Origin of the sequence: Bradyrhizobium sp. AZCC 1693 (assembly GCF_036924745.1) — a bacterium.
GTDB lineage: Bacteria > Pseudomonadota > Alphaproteobacteria > Rhizobiales > Xanthobacteraceae > Bradyrhizobium.
The window spans coordinates 5,719,334-5,737,631 of sequence record NZ_JAZHSD010000001.1 but is presented as its reverse complement, the minus strand read 5'-3'; the positions used below and the strand labels follow the sequence as shown (position 1 = coordinate 5,737,631).

The following is an 18,298-nucleotide window of genomic DNA, read 5'->3' as shown; positions in this document are numbered from 1 at the left end:
GGTTACGGCCTAATCTTGACTTGAATAGACGCGGTAAGTATGGTCCGCGCGGCTTTCAAGGGTGACGGGCGTAATTTCCATCTACCGTTGGCATCGTTTAATGTCTTGGGCATGGCCGAAGACAAAAACGACAACGTAAGTGGAAATCGCGATCAGCCGTCTTCCGACGAAGCTGCGCTTTCCGCAAGGCTCGGAAGTCTGGATCACCGGTTGTCCGAAATTCGTGACAGCCGCAAAATCAGGACTGATCAACCCGGAACTGAAAGCGGAGACAGAGCTGCCAGAGCTTCTGCCATGGCGCTTGGTTTCCGGCTTTCCTCGGAATTGGTCGCGGGCGTTGTCGTCGGAGCGGCGATTGGCTGGGGGTTCGACCGTTTATTGTCGACGTCGCCGTTCGGTTTCATCGTGTTTCTTCTGCTCGGCTTCGTCGCCGGCGTGGTCAACGTGGTGAGAACTGCAGGCGCAGGTCCAGGCAGGCGCTGAGCGTCGTCGGGAAGTCACGACATTTGAAATTCGATTGCCGGCCAGGCCGGTGGATAAAGAGCCGCGCGGATGAAAATCGACCCGATCCACCAGTTCAATATCGAACCCCTCTTCACGATCGGCCATATCGGCAAGCACACGATCGCCTTCACCAACTCGTCGCTCTACATGTTCCTCTCGGTAGCGGTGATCTCGCTATTGATGATCGGCGGCATGGCGGGACGGCAGCTGGTTCCCGGGCGGCTGCAGTCGATCGCGGAAATCTCCTACGAGTTCGTCGCCTCAACGATCCGCTCCACCGCCGGCGCGGAAGGCATGAAGTTCTTCCCGCTGATCTTCTCGCTGTTCATGTTCATCTGCATCTCGAACCTGATCGGCATCATCCCCTACACGTTCACGGTTTCGAGCCACATCATCGTCACCGCGGCGCTGGCCTTCCTGGTCTTCTTCACCGTCCTGATCTACGGGCTCTACAAGAACGGCTTCAAATTCTTCAAGATTTTCGTGCCCTCCGGCGTGCCGATCTACATCCTGCCGCTGGTCATGTTCATTGAAATCCTGTCGTTCTTCCTGCGGCCGGTCTCGCACAGCGTGCGTCTGTTCGCCAACATGCTGGCCGGTCACATCGCGCTGAAGGTGTTCGCGGGCTTCGTCGCCATGCTCGGCGTCTCGCTCGGCGCGCTCGGCTGGGCCGGCGGCATGCTGCCGCTGGCGCTCACCGTCGCGCTGACCGCGCTCGAACTCCTGGTCGCATTCCTGCAGGCCTACGTGTTCGCGATCCTCACCTGCATCTACCTCAACGACGCCATTCATCCGGGACACTAAGCGGTCCGGGGAATTTCCACCCACACTTTGTCTTACCCTCCAAGGAGCTCTAGAAATGGAACCGGCAGCAGCTAAACTTATCGGCGCGGGCATCGCAGCAATCGGCATGGGCGGCGCGGGCGTCGGCGTGGGCATCATCTTCGGCAACTACCTCGCCGCAGCGGTGCGCAATCCTTCCGCAGCTCAGGGCCAGTTCGGCAACCTGATCTTCGGCTTCGCCGTGACCGAAGCGCTGGGCATCTTCTCGCTGCTGATCGCGCTGCTGCTGCTGTTCGTTCCGCTCTGAGCTGCACCCTATCGCGCCGCCCGGTCCGGGCGGCGCGCCTGACAGCAAGAGGAGAACCCCGTGGCTGAGAAAAGTCATGGTACCGGCGCCCACACCGAAGCAGATGGCGGCCATGGCGGAGGATTTCCTCCGTTCGAGTCGAGCACGTTTGCTTCGCAGCTGGTATCGCTCGTCATCGCGTTCGTCGCGCTCTATGTGATCGTGTCGCGCATCGCGCTGCCGCGCGTCGAAAGCGTGATCGATGCACGTCAGAACGCGATCGAGGGCGATCTGGCGCAGGCGCAGAAGCTGAAGGACGAGTCCGACGCCGCGCTGAAGGCGTACGAGACGGAACTCGCTTCGGCGCGTTCCCGCGCGCAGGCCATCAGCAACGAGACCCGCGAGAAGCTGAACGCGGCCGCGGAAGCCGAGCGTAAAAAGCTGGAAGACCAGCTGACCACCAGGCTTGCCGGCGCCGAGAAGCAGATCGCGGCGACCCGCGAGACCGCGATGAGCAACGTCCGCGGCATCGCCGCGGATGCAGCCGGCGCCATCGTGCAGCGCCTCACCGGCGTACTGCCCGACAGCAAGACGGTGAAAAGCGCCGTCGACGCTTCGTTGAAGGGATAGACTGATGTTCGCCGAACCGGAAACCTGGGTAGCGATCGCCTTCGTCATTCTGATGGTGCTGTTTGCCTATCTCGGCATCCACCGCACGGTGCTGACGGCGCTCGATCATCGCGCCGAGCGCATCAAGGCCGAACTTGACGACGCCCGCCGTCTCAAGGAGGAGGCCGCCAAGCTGCTCGGCGAATACAAGACCCGCCGCGCCAGCGCGGAGCGCGAGGCCGAGGAAATCATCGCCAACGCCAGGGCCGAAGCCGAGCGCATCGCGATCGAGTCCAAGGCCAAGATGGAAGACTTCGTCGCCCGCCGCACCAAGACCGCCGAGGGCAAGATCGCGCTTGCCGAAGCCCAGGCGCTGGCCGATGTCCGTGCCGCCGCCGCCAACGCCGCGGTCGAAGCCGCCTCGACCATCCTGTCACGGTCGGTCAAGGGCCCGGTCGCCGACGACCTGCTCGCCAAGGGCATTGCCGAAGTTCGCGCCAAGCTGAACTGAGCGCTTTCAAAACACAATAAAGCCGGCGCGAGACGATCGCGCCGGCTTTTTTATTGCTTCTTCTTTTTCGGCGCCGGGCGTTCGGGCTTCAGGGCCTGCGGGTCGAAGCCGATATAGAAGATGTAGCTGTCGCCGACGGCGCCGGGAGGCGCGGGATAGGTGAGATCCTCGGCCACCAGCGTGAACGGCTCGCTGCCGCCTTCCGTCATGGTGACCGTGGTCTGGTAGGCCTTGGTGGCGATGGTCTTCTCCGACACGCCGCCCTGCACCACCGCGACGCGAATCGGGACCTGGACCGACGACGGGGCGCCGGCGGGGCCGGCAATGACGCGGCCCTGGATGCCGATCCGCGCCGTGATCACGCCGCCATTGACGCTGCATTCGCGGGCCATTTTGGAGATCGTCGCCTGAAATCGCAGGTCGTTGCCGACCGGCTGCTTGCCGGGCGCCGCCACGGCGTAAGTGGACGCGCCGGCCCTGACGGTTACCGGCGGACAGGTCAGATCGCCGGTGTCCTGGGGCACCGCCGGTGCGTTCGCGGCCGGCTCCTCGTCCGACTTGCCGCCGAACAGGCTCTTGAAACGATCGGTGAGCGATTGCGCCGACGCCGGCGCCGCCGTCAGGCAGGCCAGCCCGCCCGCGACCGCGGCTGCCGCCATCACCTTGGCCAAACGATTATTACCCATGCGACGCCCCTGAAATCCCATCGTCCCGCATTGTTCCCGGCGGCGTTATAGCAGCCCAATGGCGGCGAACCCAAGGCACCCAAAAGGCTTGGAAATCAACGGTTCAGCCGCGGAAATCCTCATGCAGCAGGCCGAACAGCAGATGGTCCTGCCAGACCCCGTTGATGCACAGATAGCGCCGCGCCAGCCCCTCGCGGGTGAAGCCGCATTTCTCCAGCACCCGGATCGAGGGCGAATTGGAGGGAATGCAGGCGGCCTCGATGCGGTGCAAATTGAGTTCGCCGAACAGCGTCGGCAGCAGCACCCGGAGCGCCGCCGTCATGTAGCCGCGATGGGCATAGGGCTCGCCGACCCAATAGCCGATGGTGCCGGCCTGCACGATGCCGCGGCGGACATTGGCCAGCGTGATGCCGCCGATCATGGCGCCGTCCGACTCGCGGAAGATGATGAACGGATAGGAGCGGTCGGCGGCGATATCTTCGGCGTAGCGGCGCAGCCTCCGGCGAAAGCCGGCGCGGGTCAGATCGTCCGACGGCCAGATCGGTTCCCACGGCGTCAGGTAGGCCCGGCTTTGTTCGCGCAATTGCGCCCATTGCAGGAAATCCGCCATTTGCGGGGCGCGCAGCAGGAGGCCGTGGCCGCGCGGCACGAGCGCGGCCGGTCCGCTGGTAGGCAAACGAAACAGGGCCATGCCCTTTACTCCCCGCCCTGCCTCAATGCAGGAGCGTCTTCGCCTTCGACCTCGTCAATCCTTCCGCAAAAGACACCGCCGTGTCCAGCCCCCTGCCGCTGCCAAGCGCGACAACCGCCGGCCGGCTGCGGGACAAAAGCGCATGCGCGGCGTTGCGGGTCGATTCGACGCTGACCGCGTCGATCCGCGCCACCAGTTCTTCCACCGTCTGCGGCCGGCCATAGGCCAGCACGTGCCGCGCCAACTGTTCGGCCCGGGACGAGCAGCTTTCCAGCGCCATCAGAAGCCCCGCCTTCATCTGCGCCTTGGCGCGGGCGATCTCGGCTTCGGTAAGGGTTTCCACCGCATCATTGATGACGTCGACGATCACTTCCATCATCTCCGGCGCGTCGCCGGGATCGGTGCCGGTGTAGAGGCCGAAAAAGCCGGTGTCGGAATAGGGCGCGTGGAAGGTGTAGATCGAGTAGCAAAGGCCGCGCTTTTCGCGCACTTCCTGGAACAGCCGCGACGACATCCCGCCGCCGAGCGTATTGGTGAAGACCTGCAGCGAGAACAGCGATAGATCCGTCTGCGGCACGCCTTCAAGCGCCAGCGTCAGATGCGCCTGTTCGAGGTCACGGTGCACCACGCGCGAGCCGCCCTTGCCGAACATCGCCGGCACCGGCTTCGGCGCGGGCGTGGCGTCGAAGCTGGCAAATCTTTGCGCCACTTCCTCCACCACGCGCTTGTGGTCGACCGCGCCGGCGGCCGCCACCACCATGTCGGGCCCGCGATAGTGCGTCGAGAGATAGCCGCGCAGCATGTCGCGATCGAATTTCTTCAGCGTCTTGGCGGTGCCGAGCAGCGAGCGCCCCATCGGCTGGTCCGGAAAGCAAAGTTCGTTGAGGTGCTCGAACACGACGTCGTCGGGGGTATCCTGCGCCGCGCCGATTTCCTGCACGATGACGCTCTTCTCGCGCTCGAGTTCATCCGGCACGAAGGACGGATTGGCCAGGATGTCGGAGAGCACGTCGAGCGCCAGCGGCACGTCGGCCTTCATCACCCGCGCATAGTAGGCGGTGGTTTCAGTCGAGGTGCCGGCGTTGAGATCGCCGCCGACCGCCTCGATTTCCTCGACGATTTCGCGCGAGGAGCGCCGCGTCGTGCCCTTGAAGGCCATGTGTTCCAGAAGATGCGAGATGCCGTGCTCGTTCGGCTTCTCGTCACGGCCGCCAACGCCGGCCCAGACGCCGAGCGCGGCCGTTTCCAGATGCGGCATGGTGTCGGTGACAACAGTCAGTCCGGACGGCAGCTTGGTCACGTCGACGCTCATCCGGCAACTCCCTGCTTCGCGGCACGGCTCACCGAGCGCACGAATCGCTCCACTTCGGCTGAATCGTTTTTCATCACCGTGATGTGTTCGGATTTGGTCATGAGACCGTCGAGCCACGCCGGCAGTTGCGGCCGCACGCCGCAGGCGGCCTCCACCGCGTCGGGGAACTTGGCCGGATGCGCGGTCGACAGCACGATGTTGGGTATCCCTGAATCCGAGGTGTCTCGATCGGCCACCGCCAGCGCGACGGCGGTATGGGGATCGACGAGGTAACCGGCCTCGCGCCAGGCGGCGCGGATCGCCGCCGACGTCTCGGTCTCGTCGGCGCGGCCGGCATCGAACTCCTCGCGGATCGCGGCCAGGATGGCATCCGGCAGCACGAAGCGTCCGGACTGCTTCAGCGAGCCCATCAGCCGGCGAACGCTGTCGGCGTCGCGGCGGCTCGCCTCGAACAAGAGCCGTTCGAAATTCGAGGAGATCTGAATGTCCATCGAGGGCGAAGCCGAGGCATGAACCTCGCGCACCTCGTAGATGCCGGTCTTGAGCGTGCGCGGCAGGATGTCGTTGACGTTGGAGGCGATCCGCAGCCAGCGGACAGGCAGGCCCATTTTCTTGGCGACGTAGCCCGCAAAAATGTCGCCGAAATTGCCTGTCGGCACGGTGAAATCCACCATGCGCGCAGGCGCGCCGAGCGCGACCGCTGACGTGAAGTAGTACACGACTTGGGCTACGATCCGCGCCCAGTTGATCGAGTTGACGCCCGACAGCGAGACCGCGTCGCGAAAGCCGTGATGGTTGAACATCGCCTTCACGATCGCCTGGCAATCGTCAAAAGTGCCTTCGATCGCGAGCGCATGCACGTTGGATGCGCCCGTCGTCGTCATCATCCGCCGCTGCACGTCGGAGATGCGCCCGTTCGGGAACAGGACGACCAGATCGACATTGTCGAGACCCGCGAACGCATCGACGGCGGCGCCGCCGGTATCGCCTGAAGTGGCGACCACGATGGTGGTGCGCTGGTTGCGCTTGGCCAGCACGTGATCCAGCAGCCGCGAGATCAACTGCATCGCGACGTCCTTGAACGCCAGCGTCGGGCCGTGGAACAGCTCCAGCACGAATTGATTGGGACCGACCTGATTCAGCGGCACCACCGCTGGATGACGGAACGTGGCGTAGGCCTCGTTCGCCATGCGCCCGAGATCGGCGTCGGAGATTTCACCCGCCGTGAACGGCTTGATGACGTCGACCGCGACTTCCCAATAGGGCCGGCCGAAAAATCCCGCGATGGTCTCGGCCGAGAGCTGCGGCCAGACCTCGGGCACGTAGAGGCCGCCGTCGCGGGCAAGCCCGGTCAGCATCACATCGCAGAAACCCAGGACGGGGGCCTCCCCCCGCGTCGAAATATAGCGCGTCAAACCACCCTCCAAAGGCGCAAGCCCCATGCCAAGCCTTTGATATTGATCATGTATTAGATTTCGCCAAACGCGAAGCGAGCGGCACCATAAAGCGTTTTGGGGCGAAGGGGAAATGGCTCGACGACGAAAAGATGAGGGACCGGGTCTCGCCGCTGTCGTCCCTGCGAAAGCATGCGTTCGCAGGGACGACGATGGACCGTCCGACTACCCATATCGAAGCGCGTCGACCGGATCGAGCCGCGCGGCGCGCCACGATGGATAGAGCGTCGCGAGGAATGACAGCGTCAGCGCCATGGCCACGACGGCGGCGGTCTCGCCAAAATCAATCTCCGCCGGCAGCTTCGACAGAAAATAGAGTTTTGGCGGAAACAATTCGGTGTTGGTGAGCCAGGACACGAATTGCCGGATCGATTCGATGTTCAGGCAAACCAGCATGCCGACAAGCAATCCGGTCAGCGTGCCGATCACGCCGATGGCCGCACCCGCGATCAGAAACACCCGCATGATTGCGCCTCGCGAGGCGCCTATCGTGCGCAGAATGGCGATATCGCTGCCCTTGTCCTTCACGAGCATGATCAGCCCCGAGACGATATTCAGCGCGGCGACCAGCACGATCAGGGTCAGGATCAGAAACATGACGTTGCGCTCGACCTGAAGCGCGGCGAAAAAGGCCGAGGTCCGCCGTCGCCAGTCGACCAGGAACACCGGCCGGCCGGCGGCATCCGCCACCGGCCTTCGGAAGGCGTCGACCCTGTCGGGACTGGCTTCGATGAATATTTCGATGGCGCTCACGTCATCGGCGCGCTTGAAATAGGCCTGCGCCTCGGCGAGCGGCAGAAAAACCATCACGGAATCATATTCCGACATGTCGATGCTGAACACCGCCGCAACCTTGTAAGGCTTGATGCGAGGCGCAATGCCCTTCGACGTCACGGCGCCGCCAGGCGCGACCAGCGTGATGTTGTCGCCGGCACGCAGCGACAATTGATCGGCGAGCCTGCGTCCAATGGCGACCCCTTGCCCCTGCTCAAATGTGTCCAGCGAACCCTGCTGGATGTTGTCGGCGATCGAGGCAAGCTTGTTGAGATCATCGGCGCGAATGCCGCGAACGAGCACGCCGGAGGCGTTGTGCGCCGACGATGCCAGCGCCGGACCGTCCACCACGGGAACGGCAAGCCGTATGCCCGGAACCTGACTGATCCGATCAGTGACGTCCTGCCAATCCGTCAGCGGCGACTCGATCGGCTGCACCAGAAGATGGCCGTTCATGCCGACGATCTTGTCGATCAATTCCTTGCGAAAGCCGTTCATGACGGCCATCACGATAATCAGCGTCGCAACGCCGAGCATGATGCCGAGGAACGAGAAGCCGGCAATGACGGAGATGAAGCCTTCCTTGCGACGCGCCCGCAAGTAACGCCCGGACAGCAGCCATTCGAATGCCGAGAACGGCAGGGGACGCGGGGGATTCTCCATGGCACCACTTTAGCGCGTTTTTGATCCGATTCGAGCGTTCGCTTCGATGAACAATCTTCATCCACCGCCATATTCCCGCCATGCGGGATCGGACGCGATGTCGCCTTCTGGCAACCCATTGCGGACATTGGCTTGCAAATTCGTTTTTCGCCACCGTGAGTATTATTTCTCCTCGAAGATATTTCCACTCGGGTCGACGGGTTCGATCAGGTTTCGGCTGTCGTTCCAATAGCCCTCCGTAAGACCGGGGAAATAAAACGCGACAACGGTGAGGTCGATACTGGAGTTTTCGACCGCCCAAGAGTGAAAGATGGAAAGCACCGCCACGTCGGTGACACGAGCGAGTTCGACAGCAACCTCCTGCCAGTTTGTCGATTGTGCGTCGTTTTCCTGAAGACGCTCGAATAAAAATACCCCATTGGGGGTTGCCTTCGAGTTGTAGATTTTGATCGGCGAGCCAATCCGTTTCTGCACTGCGGCCTTAATAGCGTCCTCGAACGGGGCACGACCGATTTGATCCATATTCAGCAGCGTGGTCAGAAGGCGCAGCACAGATTTTTTCAGATGATCGAGGTGGGCAAAATTTTCTACTTTGAAGTACGTGTCGAGGTTCGGGATGCCATGGACATTTGCTCCATCCCCGTAAATCGAAAGCGTATAGCGCCCGAATGCTATCTTCACGTCGTCCGACCGTGATGAGCTTTCAGATTCAATTCCGTTAGCGCGAAGAAGAAGTATCGCTTCTTGATGAAGTTCGGACTGAAAGTTTGAACGGTATGCGTGTCCGTCGAGCATGGGCGACCATGGTGGAGACCGGTCCCGGGCGAGCTCAATATGTACAGTTCTCAGCTTCTTTTCCTGATCGGTCATGTGCGCATACCCAATAGAGGGACGTAGGTTGGCAGCTTCTTCCTCTTATACGCCAACACGGAACGTGTCGCCCCTATTGGCACATTGCGTCATTTCGTTGCGATGCGGAATTTGATCGCGATCGGGCCATAGCGGACATCCCATCAACCGCACCGATCAAACCCTCAAGACAACCGCGCTTCGTCAAGCCCGGTATTGTTCGTCGCTGACCTTTTCCATCCAGTCGACGGCTTGGCCGTCGAGCCGTTCCTGGATGGCGATGTGCGTCATCGCCGTGGTCGGCGTCGCGCCATGCCAGTGCTTTTCGCCCGGCGGAAACCAGACGACGTCGCCCGGGTGAATTTCCTCGACGCGCCCGCCCCAGACTTGCACCCAGCCGCGGCCGGAGGTGACGATCAGGGTCTGGCCCAAAGGATGGGTGTGCCATGCGGTCCGCGCGCCGGGTTCGAAGGTGACGCTGGCGCCGGCGACGCGCGCGGGATCGGGAGCCTGCATCAGCGGATCGACACGCACGCTGCCCGTAAAATATTCCGCAGGCCCCTTGCCGGAGGGCTGCAAGCCGCTTCGCTTGATGTCCATCGTTCCGTTCCTTGGCTTGGCCGGGACAGCCGGCGTGGTTCCTGCTGCCAGCACCACGAGGCCGGTGGTGGCGAGCAGGCGTCTTCGCGTGAACATGGTATTTCCCCTGTAGACGCGTGCGTCGCGCTTCGCGATACGGGCCGCGCTTAACCCACGTCCGGCATTTGCTCCAGCAGCTTGTCGAGCGTGATCGGATAGTCGCGGATGCGCACGCCGGTCGCGTTGTAGACCGCGTTGGCAACGGCTGCCGCCACGCCGCAGATGCCGAGCTCGGCGACGCCCTTGGCTTTCATCGGCGACGACATCGGATCGGTCTCGTCGAGGAAGAACATGTCCTGATGTGGAATGTCGGCATGGACCGGCACCTCGTAGCCGGCGAGGTCATGGTTGACGAAGAAGCCGGCGCGCTTGTCGACCACGAGTTCTTCCATCAGCGCAGCACCCACGCCCATGGTCATCGCGCCGATCACCTGGCTGCGGGCGGTCTTGGGATTGAGGATGCGACCGGCGGCGCATACCGCTAGCATTCGGCGCACGCGGATTTCGGCGGTCGCGGTATCGACGCCGACTTCGACGAAGTGCGCGCCGAAGGTCGATTGCTGGTACTTCCTGGCGAGATCGCCGTACTCGATTTCGTCTTCGGCGCTGAGGCCGCCATCGGCCGCAGCCAGCGCCAGCGGCACGCTGCGATTGCCCGAGCGGACCACGCCGTCGGCGAACTCCGCTTCAGCGGAGTTGAAGCCGAGCGTCTGCGCGACCTCCTCGCGCAGCTTGACGCAGGCGGCATAGACGCCCGCAGTCGAATTGTTGCCGCCCCATTGCCCGCCGGAACCTGATGACACCGGGAAGGCCGAGTCGCCCAGGCGCACCCTCACCTTTTCGAGCGGCACGCCCATCATCTCGGCCGCGGTCTGCGCGATGATGGTGTAGCTGCCAGTGCCGATGTCGGTCATGTCGGTTTCGACGGTCACGACGCCGCTCTTGTCGAGCCGCACACGCGCGGCAGACTTCGTCAGCAGATTGTTGCGGAACGCCGCGGCGGCGCCGATGCCGACCAGCCAGCGCCCGTCGCGGACCCTGCCCGGCTGCGGATTGCGCTGGCTCCAGCCGAAGCGCTCGGCGCCCGTACGCAGGCACTCGGTGAGCTGACGCTGCGAGAACCGCCGCTCCGGCTTTTCCGGATCGACCTGGGTATCGTTGACGATCCGAAACTCGATCGGATCCATGCCGAGCTTCTCGGCCATTTCATCGACGGCGATCTCCAGCGCCATCATGCCCGTCGCCTCGCCCGGCGCGCGCATGGCATTGCCTTCGGCCAGATCGAGCGTCGCGAGCCGCGTGGCGGTCATGCGGTGTGCGCCGGCATAGAGCAGCCGCGTCTGGGCGACGGCGCCATCGGCCTTGCCGCCCGGCAGATCGCCCGACCAGCTTTCATGGCCGATCGCCGTGATCTTGCCGTCCCGCGTCGCCCCGATGCGGATGCGCTGGATTGTGGCCGGGCGGTGCGTGGTGTTGTTGAACATCAGCGGACGCTGCAGCGCCACCTTCACCGGCCGTTTCGCGGCGCGGGCGCCCAGCGCCGCCAGCAGCGCATCGGCGCGCGGAAACAGCTTGCCGCCGAATCCGCCGCCGATGAACGGCGAATCGAGACGGACGTTCTCCGCCCGCATGCCGAGAATTTTGGCCATCTCCGCCTTGTTCCAGGCGATCATCTGGTTCGAGGTCCATAGCGTGAGCTTGTCGCCCTCCCATGCGGCGATCGTCGCGTGAGGCTCCATCATGGCGTGCGCTTCATCGGGTGTCGTGAAGCGCGCATCGAGCCGGACCGGCGCGGCCGCAAAGGCGGCGGCGAAGTCGCCGACCGTCGTGTCGCCGGAGCCAAAGGTGATCGGACTTGGCTTTGCCTTATCCAGCAGCGAAGCGAGATCGAATGCGCCCTGCTCCCTGACGTAATCGACGTCGATCAGTTGCGCGGCGGCGCGCGCCTGTTCAAAGGTTTCCGCGACCACGACGGCGATGGCCTGGTGATAATGCTGGATCTCGGGGCCGCCGAGCAGCGTCGCCGTGTTGAGCTTACCCTTGTCGAGCTTGCCGGCGTTGTCGGCCGTGACGATGGCGAGCACGCCGGGCGCGGCCCTGGCAGCACCGAGGTCGATGCTTTTGATCCGTCCCTTGGCGATCGCGGAGCCGACGACATAACCATAGGCCTGGTTCGCCACGACATCGTGGCGCTCATAGGCATAGGGCGCGGTGCCGGTGGTCTTGAGCGGACCGTCGATGCGGCTGAAGGCTTTGCCGACGACCTTCATCCGGTCGATCGGATTGGTCGTGGCGGGGGTATCGAATTTCATGGTTCAACCCTTGGCTTCGGTCAGCACCGCGCCGAGCGTGCGCTCGACCAGCGGCAGCTTGAATGCGTTCTCGCGCGTCGGCTTCGCATCGGCGAGCAATTGCGCGGCGACCGCCTTGGCGCCGCGCGGCATCCGGGCTTCGGCAGCCTCGACGCGCCACGGCTTGTGGGCAACGCCGCCGAGCGCCACGCGCCCGGTGCCGTCGCGCTGCACGATCGCGGCAACCGAGACCAGCGCGAAGGCGTAGGAGGCGCGGTCGCGCACCTTGCGGTAGACCTGCCTGCCGCCGACGGGCTTTGGCAACGTCACGGTAGTAATCAGTTCGCCCGGCTGCAATGTGCTTTCGATATGCGGCGTGTCGCCGGGCAGGCGGTGGAATTCGGCGATCGGGATCGTTCGCGTCGCACCGTCCGGCCGCACGGTTTCAACCGCAGCATCGAGCACGCGCATGGCCACCGCCATGTCGCTCGGATGGGTCGCTATGCAGGCTTGGCTGGCGCCCACCACGGCATGCTGACGGCTGAACCCGCCGATCGCCGCGCAGCCGCTGCCGGGCCGGCGTTTGTTGCAGGGCTGGTTGGTGTCATAAAAATACGGGCAGCGCGTCCGCTGCAGCAGATTGCCCGCCGTCGTCGCCTTGTTGCGCAACTGGCCGGAGGCGCCTGCCAGCAGCGCGCGCGACAGCACGGCATAATCGCGCCGCACGCTTCTATCCGCGGCAAGATCGGTATTGCGTACCAGCGCGCCGATCCGCAATCCGCCCTCCGCCGTCGGCTCGATCTTGTCGAGCGCGAGGCCGTTGACGTCGATCAGATGGCCCGGCGTCTCGATCTCGAGCTTCATCAGATCGAGCAGATTGGTGCCGCCGGCAATGAATTTGGCGTCCGGCCTGCGCATGGCGGAGGCTGCAGCCTCGGCTGGGTTGCGGGCGCGCTCGTAAGTGAATGATCTCATGCGGGCCTCCCGGCCACTTCTGATATCGCCTCGGCGATGTTGGAATAGGCGCCACAGCGGCAGATGTTGCCGCTCATGCGCTCGCGGAGTTCGGCATTGGTCGGTTGCGGGGCTGCGTTCAGATCGGCGCTGACATGGCTCGGAATCCCGGCCTTGATCTCGTCGAGCACGGCAACCGCCGAGCAGATCTGCCCGGGCGTGCAATAGCCGCATTGATAGCCGTCGTGCTTGACGAACGCGGCCTGCATCGGGTGCAGGTTTTCAGGTGTACCCAGCCCCTCGATCGTCTTGATCTCGTCGCCCTCATGCATGACCGCCAAGGTCAGGCACGAATTGATCCGCCGCCCGCCAACGATGACCGTGCAGGCGCCGCATTGGCCGTGGTCGCAACCTTTCTTGGTGCCGGTGAGATGCAGGTGCTCGCGCAGCGCATCGAGCAGCGTCGTCCGCGTGTCGAGCGCGACTTCGCGCGGCCTGCCATTCACGCTGAAGGACACTTTCGACATCGAAACAGCCTGGGCGGCGGCCTGCGCAGGAGCCGCAGGCGTTTGCGCATTGGCCATCGGGGGCGCCGCGCTAAAGGCCACCGATGCGGCGGTTCCCAGCAACAGTTTCCGCCGCGATAGATCGAAGTCGCTCGGACCTTGCATGTCTTGTTCCCATTCTGCTGTCGTTTTCTGCTCGTTCGGACGATGTGCGGCGCGACCGGCGTCCGCCTCAAGCATCCGTAACGGCGCCGCGTTTCGGCTGTTCCTCGCCGGCGTTCACGTTTGAAAGAGCCGTGCCGGGGACCTGCGCTTGCCGGTCTAAACAAGCTAACGGCTGCACAGGGCTTCGATTAGATGGTACAATCAGCTTGCACTTATGAAATGGATTCATGAATGGCGCGGCAGAACATCAACGATCTCCTGGCCTTCCTGGTGGTCGCGCGGGAGCGAAGCTTCACCCGGGCGGCGGCGCAGCTCGATGTTTCGCAGTCCGCGCTCTCTCATACGATCCGCGGACTGGAAGAGCGGCTCGGCCTGCGGCTGTTGACCCGCACCACCCGCAGCGTCGCCCCGACGGAAGCGGGCGAGCGCCTGCTGCGGACGGTGGCGCCGAAGCTGGAGGAGATCGACGCCGAACTTTCCGCGCTGACCGAGCTTCGAGACAAGCCGGCCGGCACACTCCGCATCACCGCAGCCGAGCATTCGTCCGCAACGATCCTCTGGCCTGCTTTGGCAAAGCTGCTGCCCCGATATCCCGACATCAAGGTGGAGGTGAACATCGACTACGGTTTCACCGACATCGTCGCGGAGCGTTACGACGCCGGCGTTCGCCTCGGCGAGCAGGTGGCAAAGGACATGATCGCGGTGCGGATCGGGCCGGATTTCCGGATGGCAGTGGTCGGCGCGCCCGGCTATTTCGCGGTTCACCCCAAGCCCGCCAGGCCGCAGGACCTCGTGGCCCATAGCTGCATCAATATCCGGTTGCCGACCTATGGCGGGATCTACGCCTGGGAGTTCGAGAAGCGCGGGCGCGCTCTGCGGGTCCGGGTCGACGGCCAGTTGGTATTCAACAACATGGCGCTACGGATGAACGCGGTGCTGGCCGGGCTCGGTCTCGCCTATCTGCCTGAAGACCAGGTGCAGCCGCACCTTGCCGACGGCCGCCTGATCCAGGTGCTGGCCGACTGGTGCGCGCCGTTTTCAGGCTATCACCTCTATTACCCGAGCCGCCGCCAGCTCACTCCGGCCTTTGCCGTGCTGATCGCGGCGCTGCGTTACCGGGGCTGATGTCATTTTCCACTCTTTCCCGCAAATACTCTCGATGCTCCAGCCACCGGCGGCATCCACCTAGCCGGTCGGGGACCCGTCCAGCTTCTTGAGATATTTGAGACCCTCGACGGCCAGGAACTCCGTCTCGTTGTCGCCCGCCTGCCAGCGCTTGCGAATGAAAAGCCTCAGCTTGTCGCGCCGTGCGTCATTCTCATCGATGCCGCGGTTGATCAGGAGGTAGACGCCCCACGCCCGGGCGACGGCAGTCTCCACGATGTCCGGGTCAGCCATTCACACTCCTCCGATCGACCAGCGAGGCGCATGTTGCCAAGTTTTCCCGCCAATGACCATGACGACGCCCGCGAACGGCATCGCACGCGAGCCGGGCGGCATCGCACGCGAGCCGGGCGGCATCGCACCCGCGAGCCGGCGGAATGCGCCGCGGCCCGCGGTCGCGTTGCGAATCCAGTCCGGTAATGAACGGGAAGGCGGCTCAAACACCCCTTTGCTATTTACTTCCTGCGCGGCGGAACAAAACGTTCCACAGGGAACTTGTGCCTGACGTCGCAATCACGCGAACGGGAGGACACCGTATGAGACGTATCGCCCTGATTGGTCTTGCGCTGCTGGCAATGACCATATCCGCTTCCGCCAGGCTGGGCATGGCGCCGATGACTGCGCAGGACGGCGCCCTGATCCAGGTCAGGGGCGGTCATGGGCATGGCCACGGACATATGGGCCGCGGCGGGCGCGGTCACCACTACGGATGGGGCAGAGGTCGCGGCCATCATTACGGATGGTATCGAGGTCGCGGTCACCACAAGCATCGCTGGTAAGCCTTCGCTGGATTCGCCTTCGTCATTGCAGCGGCACGAACGGGTCGCGCCCAAGCGGCGCGACCGGTTCAGCGGTCTCGAACGACAGAACGCGCTCAGCCGAGCCCCATCTCCACCGCGATCCGGATCAGGTCCGAATGATTCTTGGCGCCGAGCTTCTGCTTGAGCAGCGAGGTGGTGTTGGCCACCGTCTTGTAGGAAATCTCGAGCGCATCGGCGACCTCGACGATCTTGTCGCCGCGCCCAAGCAGCCTGAGAATTTCCAGCTCGCGCGCCGTCATTTGCGACGCCGGATTGGCCTTGATCGAAGCGCCCGAAAAGGTCACCGCCTCCGCCAGTTGCGGCGAAATGAAATTGTCTCCCGCGGCCACCTTGCGGACGGCCTTCACCAGCATCCTTGGATCGTCGCCCTTCGAGACATAGCCCTGCGCGCCCATCTCGATGGCGCGAACCACGAACGCCGGATCGTCATTCATGCTGAACATGATGATCCTGGCGTCCGGATCGTCCTTGCGGATGCGCCGCATCAGTTCGAAACCGGAGACGTCCGGAAGCTTGATATCGATCACCGTAACGTCAGGCTTCTTGGCCATGTAGGCGCGGTGGCCGGATTTGGCGTCGGTGGCCTCGTCGATCTTCACGGAATTGTCCGAAGCAAACAGCGACCGGCAACCCGACAGCACCACCGGGTGGTCGTCGACGATCAGGACCTTCGTTGCCGATCTGCTAGAATTTTGCATTATCTATCCCCTTTTGGATTAAATAAGCGGTTGGCGATATTTGAAAAGAGAAATCTTGGGTTGCGGGAACTATATTGTCTAAAATGTGGGAAAGGCTTTCTCTTCGAACGCGGTTGTTGCTGCCGCTCGGCCTGATGTTCGTGGCCGCTCTGCTGGCCGGAGGCGTTTCGCTCCAGATCTTTGCCACGGCGCAACTTATGGAGGAAACCGAGCCGGCCGCTCGCTCGGCCAGAGCGGTTGCGGCTGCGCTCAACGGCGCGCTTCGAACCTCCACCAATCCGCAAGCGACGCTGGAAGCGTTCGTGCAATCGCTCGGCACCTCCGAGGCAATCCGGTTTCGGCGCCTCGGGACCGACCTCGACGTGCAACCGCCCGAGGTGCAAACCCCGCTGGGAACCGTGCCCGACTGGTTCGTTCACCTCCTCGTCATGTCCGAATCCACAGCCGCCTTTCCCGTGATGATCGAGGGAAACCAGGTCGGCGACATTGTCGTTGCGCCCGACATGTCCGCCGACATCTACGAGAAGTGGATCGGATTTCTGGCAATCGCCTGCTCCGGAATTATCCTGATGCTGCTGACGGGGGCCATTGCCCACTTCGCGGCGCGTTCCGCATTGCGACCGCTGCAAAGTCTGGGTGACGGCCTGACCCGAATGCGAACGGGCGATTACGAGCAGCCGATTGTTCCCACCGGCCCGCCCGAGATCCGCAAGAGCGCGCAGGAAGCCAACGAACTCGCCCGTACCCTCAAACGCCTCAGCCAGGATAATCGCAGCCTGCTGCGGCGGATCGTGTCGCTGCAGGACGACGAGCGGCAGGATATGGCGCGCGAGCTTCATGACGAACTCGGGCCGCTGCTGTTCGGGATCCGCGCCAACACGGTCGCGCTGCTGGAATCGATTCCCGCCGGCGAGGCGGAGTTGAGTAGCGCCGCCGCGGGCATTCTACAGTCGGTCGAAACATTGCAGCAGGCGAACCGCCGCATCCTCGACCGGCTGCGGCCGCTCTACATTCAGGAGCTCGGCCTGGAGAGGAGCATCCAGACGCTGCTGCAGAACGCGAAGAAGCAGGCGGGCGATCTCAAGGTGACGTCGAAGATCGACACGGCGCTGAACGAAGTCGACGGCTTGCTGTCTCAGACAATCTATCGCGTGATCCAGGAGGCGGTGACCAACGTGCTTCGTCATGCCAAGGCGAACACGATGCACGTCACGGCAGGGATCAACGACCGCGAGGTGATTGTAGAAGTATCCGATGACGGCGTAGGCTTTCCGGCGGATCGGATGTTCGGCCGGGGATTGACGGGAATGCTGGAGCGCGTTCGCGCGCTGAGCGGGACGCTAGAGTTGCTGCGCGAAGAAGGCCGCGCCTGCGTTCGTTGCCGGCTTCCCGCGGGAGATTCCGCCTCACAGGCGCGAGGCTCGGAGCAAGCCTGACGGGAGAGCGATCCTGCAGAACGCGCAAGTCTGCGACGATTGCAGCGCGCTCGAACGCCGGATGGTCAGCCGGCTTCATCCTGAACGGCGGCCGCAGCCGGGAACGAGGCCGGCGCCGGCTGGCAATCGCTTCGCAGGATTTTCCCGTCGGCGGTGAAGCGAAATGCGATCCGCACCGGCTTGCCTTCGTGGCTGAGATAATCGAGCACGACGCCTTCAGCGGTCGGTGTGATTTCCTCCAACCCGAATGCATCCGAGGCGAGCGCATCGAGGCGCGGCCGCCAGTAGGATTCGAGCTCGGCGCGGCCTTCGCTGACCTTGACCTCGCCGCACTGGCATTTGAACTTGGCGTCGTCGGCGTAGAGGTCGAGCAATGCCGACAGGTCGCGATTCCGGCACGCGTCCAGCCAGTCGACCACCACTGCGATCTGATCGAAATTGTCCGCCACGTCCGCAACTCCATCCACGTCGCGATACCTCGTCCCGAGCGCTGACGCGGGTG

The 18,298-nt window shown here is 63.6% G+C and carries 21 protein-coding genes; 8 read left to right on the top strand and 13 right to left on the bottom strand.

Annotated features, from left to right (window positions below; genetic code table 11):
* Window positions 1–111: 111 nt before the first annotated feature.
* From V1293_RS27160 to V1293_RS27140, 5 genes are all read left to right on the top strand, one after another.
* A complete protein-coding gene (locus V1293_RS27160) occupies window positions 112–483 on the top strand; it encodes an AtpZ/AtpI family protein (RefSeq protein ID WP_247838490.1) in 372 nt (123 codons plus the stop codon).
* 69 nt (window positions 484–552) lie between these two features.
* The gene (locus tag V1293_RS27155) at window positions 553–1,308 is read left to right on the top strand and encodes a F0F1 ATP synthase subunit A (RefSeq protein ID WP_334513730.1); all 756 of its coding nucleotides are present in this window, start codon (window positions 553–555) and stop codon (window positions 1,306–1,308) included.
* A gap of 55 nt (window positions 1,309–1,363) precedes the next feature.
* Entirely contained in the window at window positions 1,364–1,594 is a 231-nt protein-coding gene (locus V1293_RS27150; RefSeq protein WP_028348038.1) for a F0F1 ATP synthase subunit C, read from the top strand.
* 60 nt (window positions 1,595–1,654) lie between these two features.
* Window positions 1,655–2,203 carry a F0F1 ATP synthase subunit B family protein gene (locus V1293_RS27145; RefSeq protein ID WP_334513723.1) on the top strand — a complete coding sequence of 183 codons (549 nt, stop codon included), beginning with the start codon at window positions 1,655–1,657 and terminating at the stop codon, window positions 2,201–2,203.
* Between the two features lie 4 nt (window positions 2,204–2,207).
* Window positions 2,208–2,693 (top strand): F0F1 ATP synthase subunit B family protein, encoded by a 486-nt coding sequence (locus tag V1293_RS27140; RefSeq protein ID WP_334513721.1) that lies wholly within the window; start codon window positions 2,208–2,210, stop codon window positions 2,691–2,693.
* 50 nt (window positions 2,694–2,743) lie between these two features.
* On the opposite strand, the gene V1293_RS27135 is transcribed toward V1293_RS27140, so the two are convergent.
* The 10 genes from V1293_RS27135 to paoA all read right to left on the bottom strand — a co-directional run bounded on the left by V1293_RS27135 (window position 2,744) and on the right by paoA (window position 13,677).
* Window positions 2,744–3,352, bottom strand: coding sequence for a hypothetical protein (locus tag V1293_RS27135; RefSeq protein WP_334516926.1), 609 nt, complete (start codon window positions 3,350–3,352; stop codon window positions 2,744–2,746).
* A 130-nt stretch (window positions 3,353–3,482) separates the two neighbouring features.
* On the bottom strand, window positions 3,483–4,070 hold the full coding sequence (locus V1293_RS27130) for a GNAT family N-acetyltransferase (protein ID WP_334356488.1): 588 nt from the start codon (window positions 4,068–4,070) through the stop codon (window positions 3,483–3,485).
* 22 nt (window positions 4,071–4,092) lie between these two features.
* Window positions 4,093–5,382, bottom strand: a complete 1,290-nt coding sequence (locus tag V1293_RS27125; protein WP_334513719.1) for a M16 family metallopeptidase — start codon at window positions 5,380–5,382, stop codon at window positions 4,093–4,095.
* A complete protein-coding gene (gene thrC, locus V1293_RS27120) occupies window positions 5,379–6,797 on the bottom strand; it encodes a threonine synthase (protein WP_334513717.1) in 1,419 nt (472 codons plus the stop codon). Before thrC ends, V1293_RS27125 begins: the two co-directional genes overlap by 4 nt.
* A 204-nt stretch (window positions 6,798–7,001) precedes the next feature.
* The gene (locus V1293_RS27115) at window positions 7,002–8,273 is read right to left on the bottom strand and encodes a lipoprotein-releasing ABC transporter permease subunit (RefSeq protein ID WP_334513715.1); all 1,272 of its coding nucleotides are present in this window, start codon (window positions 8,271–8,273) and stop codon (window positions 7,002–7,004) included.
* A gap of 162 nt (window positions 8,274–8,435) precedes the next feature.
* A complete protein-coding gene (locus V1293_RS27110; protein WP_334513713.1) occupies window positions 8,436–9,143 on the bottom strand; it encodes a hypothetical protein in 708 nt (235 codons plus the stop codon).
* Between the two features lie 183 nt (window positions 9,144–9,326).
* Window positions 9,327–9,722, bottom strand: coding sequence for a (R)-mandelonitrile lyase (locus V1293_RS27105; protein ID WP_334516925.1), 396 nt, complete (start codon window positions 9,720–9,722; stop codon window positions 9,327–9,329).
* Between the two features lie 146 nt (window positions 9,723–9,868).
* On the bottom strand, window positions 9,869–12,073 hold the full coding sequence (gene paoC, locus V1293_RS27100) for an aldehyde oxidoreductase molybdenum-binding subunit PaoC (protein ID WP_334513711.1): 2,205 nt from the start codon (window positions 12,071–12,073) through the stop codon (window positions 9,869–9,871).
* Between the two features lie 3 nt (window positions 12,074–12,076).
* A complete protein-coding gene (locus tag V1293_RS27095; protein WP_334513709.1) occupies window positions 12,077–13,027 on the bottom strand; it encodes an FAD binding domain-containing protein in 951 nt (316 codons plus the stop codon).
* Window positions 13,024–13,677, bottom strand: a complete 654-nt coding sequence (gene paoA, locus V1293_RS27090; protein ID WP_334513707.1) for an aldehyde dehydrogenase iron-sulfur subunit PaoA — start codon at window positions 13,675–13,677, stop codon at window positions 13,024–13,026. The genes V1293_RS27095 and paoA overlap by 4 nt, the downstream gene beginning before the upstream one ends.
* Before the next feature lie 231 nt (window positions 13,678–13,908).
* Here paoA and V1293_RS27085 point away from each other — a divergent pair, with 231 nt between their 5' ends.
* Window positions 13,909–14,802 (top strand): LysR family transcriptional regulator, encoded by an 894-nt coding sequence (locus V1293_RS27085; protein WP_334513705.1) that lies wholly within the window; start codon window positions 13,909–13,911, stop codon window positions 14,800–14,802.
* A 60-nt stretch (window positions 14,803–14,862) separates the two neighbouring features.
* Here the strand turns inward: V1293_RS27085 and V1293_RS27080 are convergent, their stop codons facing one another.
* Entirely contained in the window at window positions 14,863–15,075 is a 213-nt protein-coding gene (locus V1293_RS27080; RefSeq protein ID WP_334513703.1) for a hypothetical protein, read from the bottom strand.
* Between the two features lie 302 nt (window positions 15,076–15,377).
* Here V1293_RS27080 and V1293_RS27075 point away from each other — a divergent pair, with 302 nt between their 5' ends.
* Window positions 15,378–15,620, top strand: a complete 243-nt coding sequence (locus V1293_RS27075; protein ID WP_334513702.1) for a hypothetical protein — start codon at window positions 15,378–15,380, stop codon at window positions 15,618–15,620.
* Window positions 15,621–15,715: 95 nt separating this feature from the next.
* Here the strand turns inward: V1293_RS27075 and V1293_RS27070 are convergent, their stop codons facing one another.
* On the bottom strand, window positions 15,716–16,360 hold the full coding sequence (locus tag V1293_RS27070; RefSeq protein ID WP_334513700.1) for a response regulator transcription factor: 645 nt from the start codon (window positions 16,358–16,360) through the stop codon (window positions 15,716–15,718).
* A 116-nt stretch (window positions 16,361–16,476) separates the two neighbouring features.
* Between V1293_RS27070 and V1293_RS27065 the strand changes: the two genes are divergently transcribed.
* Window positions 16,477–17,796 carry a histidine kinase gene (locus V1293_RS27065; protein ID WP_334513698.1) on the top strand — a complete coding sequence of 440 codons (1,320 nt, stop codon included), beginning with the start codon at window positions 16,477–16,479 and terminating at the stop codon, window positions 17,794–17,796.
* A gap of 65 nt (window positions 17,797–17,861) precedes the next feature.
* On the opposite strand, the gene V1293_RS27060 is transcribed toward V1293_RS27065, so the two are convergent.
* Window positions 17,862–18,245 carry a nuclear transport factor 2 family protein gene (locus V1293_RS27060; RefSeq protein WP_334513697.1) on the bottom strand — a complete coding sequence of 128 codons (384 nt, stop codon included), beginning with the start codon at window positions 18,243–18,245 and terminating at the stop codon, window positions 17,862–17,864.
* Between the last annotated feature and the right edge of the window lie 53 nt (window positions 18,246–18,298).